The following is an 8,884-nucleotide window of genomic DNA, read 5'->3' as shown; positions in this document are numbered from 1 at the left end:
GCCGATGATGCGCGCGACGTTCGGGTTCTGCGCCACCGCCTGCATTTGCCGCCCGATCGAGGTGCGGTTCAACAGCGCGGTGAGGCCGACCACTGCCAGGATCGCCAGCGCCAGCACGCCAAGGCTCTGCAGCGACACCGCCCGCCCGAAGATCGAGATTTCACCGGCGGGCACGATGGAGGGAAACGGCGAAGCCTCGGCACTGAAGAACTGCTTGACGGCCTCCTTGATCCCGATCGCAAGCGCCATGGTCGCGATCGCGAGCGGCAACACGCCATGGCGCAGCATCGGATCGACCAACAACATCTTGAAGCCGAGCCCGAGCAAGATCATCGACAAGGCGATGCCGATGAGGATCGCCGACCAGAACGGCGCGCCGGCATGCATCGCCGCCAGCACGAAGAAGGCCGGCAGCATGACGAATTCGCCCTGCGCGAAATTGATGGTCTGCGAAGTCTGCCAGAGCAGCGTGAAGCCGACCGCCACCAGCGCGTAGATCGCACCCATCGCCAGCCCCGCCACCACCAGGTCGAGCAGATCAGACATGACTCATTTCTCCTCGGCCACAGCCGGAACCCGCCAGGATAGGCCGCAAGCTCAGTGCAGCTTCGGCAGCACCTGCTTCACCACCTGCTTGCCGTTGACGACTTCGACCAGGAATCCCTGGCGATCGATGTCGCCGTTCTCGTCGAAGGTCACGTCCATCAGCATGCCGGGCTCGTCGGACGCCTTGATGGTCATGCCATGCAGCGTGTCGGCGATATGCTTCGAGTCGAGCTTGCCCATCTTGTCGGTCGCGGCCTTGACCATGTAGACCGCGAGGTAGCCCTTGATGCCGTTGTGATCGGGCACGTAATTGTATTTCTTCACGAAGCGGTCGCGGAACGCCCTGACGAGCGCCACCGGTGCGTCGGTGGTCAAGCCTACATGCCCGCGCGCGCCGTTGGCGGCGTCGCCCGCAAGCTCGATCACCTTCTGGCCGACCAGCGTGGTCTCGCCGATCAGCGGCGCGGTGACGCCCTGGCGCTTCAGTTCCTTCAAAAGGCGCGCGCTCTCTTCCTCATTGAGATAGATGAAGACCGCATCCGGCGCCGCGCCCTTGATCTTGGCGACGTCGGCGGCGAAGTCCGCCTGCCCCGCTTCGGTCGAGATGTCGGCAGCGACCTTGATGCCGAGGCGGCCGAACTCCTTGGTGATGACGTCGCGCCCGCCGCGGCCGAAATCGTTGTTGACCCAGACGACGGCAACCGATTTCGCTTTCAACTCGTCGTTGATGTATTTGGCGACCTTCGGCATCGAGGATTGCTGGCCGAACGAGGTGCGGAATACGAATTTGTCGCCAGCCTGCGTCAGCTCGGCGGCCTCGCCGCCCATGATTTGCGTGACGCCGGCGTCTGCCGCGAGCGCCTCCGTCACCTTCACCGAGCCGGAATAGCCGGGGCCGAGCAGCACATAAGGCTCGCTGTCGAGCGCCTTCTGCACCTGCGCGCGAGCCACGCCCGGATTGGACTGCGAGTCGGCGTGGGTGACCTCGATCTTGTGGCCCAAAATGCCGCCCTTGGCGTTGATCTCCTCCACCGCAAGATCGATCCCGTTCTTCCAGTTGGTGCCGACGGTGGCGCCCCCGCCGGAAAGCTCGGCGACGTCGGCGAGCTTGATCGTCTGCGCATGGGCGCTGCTGCCGATGATCGCCAGCATCGCGCCGGCCAGAATGAATGGCTTCATGTATGTCCTCCCTCTTTAATCGCTGGCGGTCTTGTTCCGGCCGCCTTGTCAAGCCGCGTATGAAGCGTCGCGCCGCGCCGCCATCACACGATCGAACGCATCGCCCATCACCGACACGGATGGCGAGAGCCCAGTGAACAATTCGAAGGCATCGGCGGCCTGGCAGATCGCGAGCTCTCGCCCGGTCATGATCCGCGCGCCGTTGGCCTTGGCCGCCAGCAACAGTGGCGTGTACAGCGGCGAATAGACGGCGTCAGCCACCCATAATCCGGCGTGCAGCAGCGCCTCCGGCACCGGCGTGCCGCGGTTCGGCAGCATGCCGACCGGTGTCCCGTTGACGAGGCCAACGGCGCCGTTGACCGCCGCCTCGACACTGTCGGCAGCCACGATGCCTTTTTGACCGTGCAACAGCCCGGCGAGCTTCTCCGCCTTCGCACGCTCGGCATCGAAGATGCGGACTTCGCTGACGCCGAGGCTCGCCAGCGCAAACGCGATCGCCTTGCCGACGCCACCCGCGCCGATCAGGGCCACCGGACCGTGACCGGAGTCCGCGACCAGACCGGCGGCCGCCCGCGCAAATCCAGTAGTGTCGGTGTTGTGCCCGATCAATTTGCCCTCGCACACCACCACGGTGTTGACGGCCTGCATCGCGGCAGCACCAGGCGCGAGCTCGTCGAGCAGCTCGACCACCGCCTCCTTGTAGGGATAGGTGACATTGACGCCGGCAAAGCCGAGCCGTCGCACGCCGTCGAGCATCGCGCGCAAGGCGGCGCGGTCGGCGCCCGCAACCTCGATGAGCTGATAATGCCCGCGCAGGCCCAGGGCTTCGGCCGCCGCCTCGTGCATCAAGGGCGAGGCGGAATGGGCGATCGGTGCTCCGATCAATCCGGTGAGCACGCGTCTCTCAGGGTAAGCTTTCGACACAGTCGCTATCGGGTCTCGCTGATGATGATCCTCACGCCCCGCGCAAGGTCATGTGAGTCCCGCGAACGATAGCGTTTCCCCCGTCTAACACAATTATCCATTTATCGCACAAACATAACATTATGTTATTTTTTCCGTTCTCGCGAATTAGCGACTTTTGCGGCCGTCTTGCCGGGCTCCAGCGCGCGCATTTCCGAGCGCAAAGCATCGATGAAATATTCGACATGCAGCGACAGCGAAGCGCCGCGCTTCACCGCGATATAGGTGTCGAACCGCGTCGGCTCGGCGATGCGGATCAGCTCGACGCCGGGATAGCCGCCATGGGCGACGGTGAACTGATCGATCACGGCGATGCCGAGGCCGGCCTTCACCAGTGCGCACACGGTGGTGCCGAAGCGAGCCTTGATGGTGATGTCGTAGCTCAGCCTGTTGCGCGCGAAAATGTTGCTCATGATCCGGCCATAAGGATCGTTGGGATCGATGCCAATCAGGGGATAGCGCGTCATCTCTGCCGCCGATACCTGCTTGCGGCCGGCAAGCTCGTGGCCGAGCGGCACGATGCAGAACAATTCGCCGGACGCAAGCGGCAGGAAGTCGAGGCCGGAATGGTCCAGCCGGTAGCTCATGGCCACACACTCGCCCTTTCCCAGCAGCAGATAGTCGATCGCCTCCTCGATCTTGAGGATGTTGATATCGATGCCGAGATCGGGGTAGCGGCGGCGAACGCGCTCGATCGCGCGCGGCACCATCACCTGCGAGATGCTGGGCACCGAGCCGACGCGCAGCTCCGACAGCGCGCCATGGCCGATCTTGGAGATGATGCCGGAGAGATCCTCGATCTTCTTGTAGACGCCGTTGATCTGCTCGAAGATGTTTTGCGCTTCCGAGGTCGGGAAATAGCGGCCGTTCTGGCGCTGGAAGAAGCGGATGCCGAGCGAGCGTTCGGTGTATTTGACGAGGCGGCTGATGCCCGGCGCCGACACGTTGAGTAGTTTTGCTGCGCCGCCGATGGTGCCGGTGACCATCACGGCGCGGATGACCTCGACCTGGCGCAGCGTCATCATTGAATCAAGATCCCCCGAGGGACCACCCCTCGCGCCAGCATAGGCGGCGTGCGCGCGATCTCAAGCCGGTCACGGCTGCGTAACCTGCGGCGTCAGCACCATCGGCGGACGTCGTGGCGGTCTTGGCCTGGCAGGAGCTGGCGCTGGCCCTGGCGCAGGCCGCACCTCGATCGGCGGCGGCAGCGGGGCCACCTGCTGGCTCATCAGCGGCGGCGCCGGTGGGACCGCCGGACGCGGCGTCAAGACCGCCTTCGGCGACAGGCGGCGCGGATCGCGGCCGGGCAGCGGCACGTCGTTCTGCGGCGGATTTGGCCGGACTGGTCCCGGCCCCGCCGTAGACGGTAACGCGGCGGTCGCAGGCGGTGCCGATGGCGGCTCGGCTGGCGGCGGCTCGCCGCGCTCGAAGGCGTCGAGCCGCTTCGTTTCGCGATCGATGGTGCGCACCGCAAGCCACGACGACAGCGAGGTGAGGTCGAGCGTCGGGTTGAGCGCATCCGGTGTTCCCGCCGCGAAAATCTGGATTTCCGGGCGGCTGCTCGCCGATCCGATCGAGTCGGCGGAAAAGCTTAAGCGTACGTCCGCCTGGTCGGCCAGCATGTCGTAGCCGCCTGAGACGATCACGTGCGCATTGCCTGATTGAAGCGTGGTGGCATCAATGCGCAGCCGGCCGTCGCGGATGTTGAAGGGGATTTGCGCGTTGGCAACGGGCAGTCTGCCCGCCGCCAGCACCGGAGCGACGAGCTGGCGCAGATGATTGTCGTCGGTGGGCTGGCCGGCATCGCTGGCATGGATCGCAACGTCGAAGGCGCGCGGATCGAGCCCGGGAATGCTGGCCGATTCCAGCGTCATGGTGCCGCTGCCCGACATCGCACCCGCCAGCGCCGCAACGCTGCGGCCCCGGCTCATCAGGGTCATCTGCATTGAAGCACGACCCGACGGCATCTTCATGCCGCGATAGCGCAGCGCGGTGTCGTCGACGCCGGAAAAATCGAGGCGCGAATTGACCAGGATGCCGTTGGGATCGGGCCTCGCGTCGATCGTCGCGCTGACGTCGCCGCCGCCGATCTTGCCCTTGAGCTGCTCGAAGCTCAGCGACTCCCCATCGCTCTTGATGACCCCGCTGACCGGAAGCAATTCGGCACCGCCCGGCAACGCCCCACGCAGCGCCTGAAATGCAACGCGGCCGCGCCAGCCCTTCATCAGGCCCGAGCCAAGCGGCTCGGTCGGATCTTGGCCGGCAGCGCCGATCGCGAGCGCGAAGGCCGGCGCGAGATCGAGGCGGTCGAGCCCGACTTCGCCGTCGACCGAGCGCTCGTCAGCAAGCGCCACCACGAGATGTCCACGCAGGCGCGAGCCGTCCGCGACGCTATCGATGTCATCCAGCGCGAGCTTGTTGTCGGCGAGCGAGGCGCGCGCGAACAAGCGGATATTCTGCGCCGACGCATCGGTCGGCTTGAGGCCGAACATCGGCGCGAGATTGACGCTGCGGACCTTCAAATTGACGCTAGCCTTCGGCGCGTCTCCCCACGGTGCGGCCGTACCCTGCACTTCCGCATCGATGCCGTCGCCCCACATCTTGGCATCGAGCCGCAACGGCTCGTGCCACACGCCGCTCACCGATCCCTGGAATTGCAGCCCGCCGTCGGTCACCGCAACCGCGCGATCAAGCCCGAGCAAGGCAAGCAGCGCCTCGCCCCGCTCCGCCGCGAGCTTCGTGTCGACGCTCACCTGGCTGCGGCTGAGCGCGTTGAGATCGAAGCTGCGTAGCGAGGCGAGTTCCGGCTTGGCCGTGATGGTGGCCGCGCCATTGAGCTGCGGCGCGTTGAGCTCGAGCGCGGCATGGGCGTCGGCCAGCGTCGCCTTGGCGGCATTTTTGCCGACGCTGAGCTGAAGTTTCAGGCGCGCCGGGCCCGGCGCGGTCGCCACCGCCTGCAGACGTGAGGCGAAGGACGGCGCGACCGGCGCAAGCATCGTCGAGAGCTGGCCGAGCGAGTTTGCGCTGGCGCTCAGCGCGAGGCGGCCGGTCGCTTCGGCCCGATCAAAGCTGCCGGAGCCTTCGACCGTCGCGCCGCCGGCTTGGCCGAACTTCAACTGGTCAAGCAGCAGCGTCTTGGCGCTGTAACCGAACTTGACGGCGAAGGGTTTGAGTTCCTGTCCGGCCGAGAGGGCACGGCCGATATCGAGCGAGACCGATGCTTCGTCGGGCCAGACCGCGTCGGGTCCCGCCAGCGATCGCACGAACGCGCGGGCTGCATCGAGATCGAGGCTCTCTGCTTTCAGCGCAGCCTCAAGCCGTGTGCCCCGGGGCGGTCGCGGAGCCGACAGGGTGACGCGGCCCTCGATAGCACCGCCGTCGATCTCGGCGTTCAGTGCATCGATCGCGATCCGGTCCGGGCTCGCGGTGACATCGCCGACCAGCCGAAACGGCTTCTGCGTGCGGCGAACCGCGTCGCCGCGGCCCTGCAGCCAGGCCAGCAGAATATCGGGATCGGCGGAATCGATATCGAGCGTGCCGGCGAAGCTGCCGGGCGGCACAGTCGACCTTCCGCTGTGTGTGAAGGAAATCTGGGTGGTGCCGGGCGCCCGTAGATCAAGCCGGTCAACCGCCCAGGACGAAGCATCGCCGCGTAGCGCCAGCGACACGTTCTGCAGCGGCCGTCCGCCCAGCATGATCTGTTCGGCGCCGGCTTCGATGCGCGTCCGGATCGGCATCTGCGGCAACTCCGACATCAGCATATGCAGCGCCGTCAGGAGGCGCGCAGCCTTGCCGCCACCGCCCTTGTTGTCCTTGTCCTTGTCATTGTCCTTGCCCGCGTCCTTGGCAAGAAACCGGTCGGCATCGAGCTGGCGCCCGGACAGCGTCGCACGCAACAGCGGCGACGCGCCGAACCTGACATCGCCGAGGCCGGTAAGCTTCAAGGCGCGGTCTTCCTCGCCATAGCTCGCCTCGATCTGCTCAAGCTGGGCCGCCGCGTGGTCGGCCTTGAGCTTCGTCACGACGCGCCAGGGCGTCGGCTCATGCTCGCTGCCCTCCTTCGGCGGCGGCGTCGCCAGCACCAGCGTGCCAGCGAATTTCGGCGCGCGCGCCTGGAAAGCAAGCTGGCCTTCGAGATCGATCGAAAGCGGCAATTCGGACGGATCGATGGTGAGGTGCACGCGGGTCGAGTTGCCGTCCGGATTCTGGCCGGAGGAGACGCGGAACGGATAGCGCGTACCGTCCACGGTGAAATTGCCGCCGCCGCGCACCGAGCCTGCGAGCGAGCGCACGTCGCCGGAGAAGGCGATGTCGTTCAGCTCGAGCGTGGAGCGGCTCGCCGCGTCGTGCAGCGCGATACGGCCGGTGAGGTTCAGCCGGTCGATCGAAAGCGACGCGAAATTGAAGCTGCCCTTCCAGGCCGGCCAGTCGACACGACCCTGCGGATCGAGGCCGAGATCGAGTGCTAGCCCCGCGACATTAAGCTGGTTGGCGCGCCATTGGCCACGCATCAAATCGCCGAGCGAGAATTCCACGTCGAGCTTGTCGGCGCGGATGCGGCCGAGGTCATCGGCCCCGCCGACCACGACCGAGCGCAGGCGCAGCGTCGGCGTCGGCAGCAGCCGCGCATCGAGCGCGCCCGCGACCCGCACCGGGGCGCCGATGATCTTGCTCGCCTCGGCCTCGAACTGCGGCCGGAACTGGTTCCAGTCGATAAAGAACGGCCCGATCAGCGCCGCAACAAGCGCAAGTATGAAGGCAATCGCCAGTCCGAGCAGGGTCGTCTGCACGGGGTCTCCTCTTGGACATCCCCGGCGCGGGCGACCCTCCCGCCACCGCCACGCTGGGGCTCTCCATATATAGAGGCAAGTATGGCGAAGTCACAGCACGCTAAAGTGACAGCTTGACGCTTTCGCACTCACCAGCTTGCGGGCAGCCGCTTCAGCCCGCGCAGCACGAATGTCGGCCGCCATTCCGGATTTTCCGGATCGTCCAGCGTTAGCTCCGGCAGCCGGCGCAGCAGGGTCGAAATCGCGATCTCCGCCTCGATCCGCGCAAGCTGAGCGCCCAGACAGAAATGGATGCCGCCGCCAAACGAGAGCGGTTTTACGTTGGGCCTGGTGACGTCGAGCCGCTCGGGTCGGTCCGGATAAACCGCAGGATCCCGGTTAGCCGAACCGAGCAGGCAGAGCACGCTCTCGCCCTTCGGAATGCGCTTTCCGCCGAGGTCGTCGATGTCCTCCAGCGCCACGCGCCCGGTCATCTGCACGGAGGAGTCGTAACGCAGGAATTCCTCGATCGCGTTGGTGATGAGCGAGGGATTGGCTTTGAGCAGCGCGAGCTGATCGGGATTGCGATAGAGCGCGAGCAACCCGTTGCCGATCAGGTTGACGGTGGTCTCATGGCCGGCGCCGAACAAGAGGATGATGTTGGCCGTCATCTCCTCGTTGGAGAGCTTGTCGCCGGCCTCCTCGGCCTGGATGAGCTGGGTGGTCAGATCGTCGCCCGGATTCTTCCGGCGCATCTCGAACAACTGCTCGAAATACATCCGCGCCATCGCGCCGCTGGCGTTGGCCTGGGCGATTTCCGCGGGCGTCAGCGGCACGGGATCGAGGATGCGCCCGCCATCGCGCGAGCCGTGATAGAACGCTTCGCGGTGCTCCTCGGGGATGCCCAGCATGTCGCAGATGATCGTGACCGGCAGGCGGAAGGCAAAATCCTCGATCAGGTCCATGCGACCCTTCTCGATCACGGCATCGATGGTCTGGTCCACGATCTCCTGGATGCGCGGCCGCATGTCCTCGACCCGGCGCGCGGTGAAGGCCTTCACCACGAGGCCGCGCAGCCGCGTGTGGTCGGGCGGATCCTGCTGCAGCATCCAGTGGCTCATGCTGCGGAAGATCGGCTCTTCCATGATCTTCGGCCCGTAGCGGCGGACGGTGCGCTCGACATAGTCCTTGCCGAAGCGCTTGTCGCGCAGCACGAGACTGACTTCGGCATGGCGGCTCGCCACGAACGCGCCATGCGCATTGACGTGCATGGGATCGGTATTCCGCAGCCGCTCGTAATGCGGATAGGGATCGCGGATGAAATCCGGCGCCAGCGGATTGAACAGCGGGTCGGCGGCCGTGGTCTGCACATGTTCGTTCATGGTGACCTTATCTCGGTTGCAACTCGATACACTGTTGTATCGAGT

The 8,884-nt window shown here is 65.8% G+C and carries 6 protein-coding genes; all 6 read right to left on the bottom strand.

Going from position 1 to position 8,884, the window contains the following annotated elements:
- A partial coding sequence (locus VKR55_RS11320; protein WP_324402901.1) for a branched-chain amino acid ABC transporter permease occupies positions 1–546 on the bottom strand: 546 nt, incomplete at its 3' end.
- A gap of 51 nt (positions 547–597) precedes the next feature.
- Positions 598–1,725, bottom strand: a complete 1,128-nt coding sequence (locus tag VKR55_RS11315; RefSeq protein WP_324402899.1) for an ABC transporter substrate-binding protein — start codon at positions 1,723–1,725, stop codon at positions 598–600.
- Between the two features lie 48 nt (positions 1,726–1,773).
- On the bottom strand, positions 1,774–2,649 hold the full coding sequence (locus VKR55_RS11310; RefSeq protein WP_324402897.1) for a shikimate dehydrogenase: 876 nt from the start codon (positions 2,647–2,649) through the stop codon (positions 1,774–1,776).
- A gap of 125 nt (positions 2,650–2,774) precedes the next feature.
- Positions 2,775–3,713, bottom strand: coding sequence for a LysR family transcriptional regulator (locus VKR55_RS11305; RefSeq protein WP_324402895.1), 939 nt, complete (start codon positions 3,711–3,713; stop codon positions 2,775–2,777).
- Positions 3,714–3,782: 69 nt separating this feature from the next.
- Complete coding sequence (locus VKR55_RS11300; protein WP_324402893.1) at positions 3,783–7,478, bottom strand: AsmA family protein; 3,696 nt, start codon at positions 7,476–7,478, stop codon at positions 3,783–3,785.
- 128 nt (positions 7,479–7,606) lie between these two features.
- Positions 7,607–8,839: a cytochrome P450 gene (locus tag VKR55_RS11295; RefSeq protein WP_324402891.1), complete on the bottom strand. Its 1,233-nt coding sequence runs from the start codon at positions 8,837–8,839 to the stop codon at positions 7,607–7,609.
- Positions 8,840–8,884 lie beyond the last annotated feature (45 nt).

The organism is Bradyrhizobium sp. (assembly GCF_035309285.1).
Classification (GTDB): Bacteria; Pseudomonadota; Alphaproteobacteria; order Rhizobiales; family Xanthobacteraceae; genus Bradyrhizobium.
Note: the sequence above shows the minus strand (reverse complement) of the source record. Positions and strands in the feature narration are given on the sequence as shown.

Bases quoted from the DNA above. Each gene is read 5' to 3' on its own strand.
- VKR55_RS11315 (WP_324402899.1), bottom strand. From the start codon at position 1,725: ATGAAGCCATTCATTCTGGCCGGCGCGATGCTGGCGATCATCGGCAGC.
- VKR55_RS11305 (WP_324402895.1), bottom strand. From the start codon at position 3,713: ATGATGACGCTGCGCCAGGTCGAGGTCATCCGCGCCGTGATGGTCACC.
- VKR55_RS11295 (WP_324402891.1), bottom strand. From the start codon at position 8,839: ATGAACGAACATGTGCAGACCACGGCCGCCGACCCGCTGTTCAATCCG.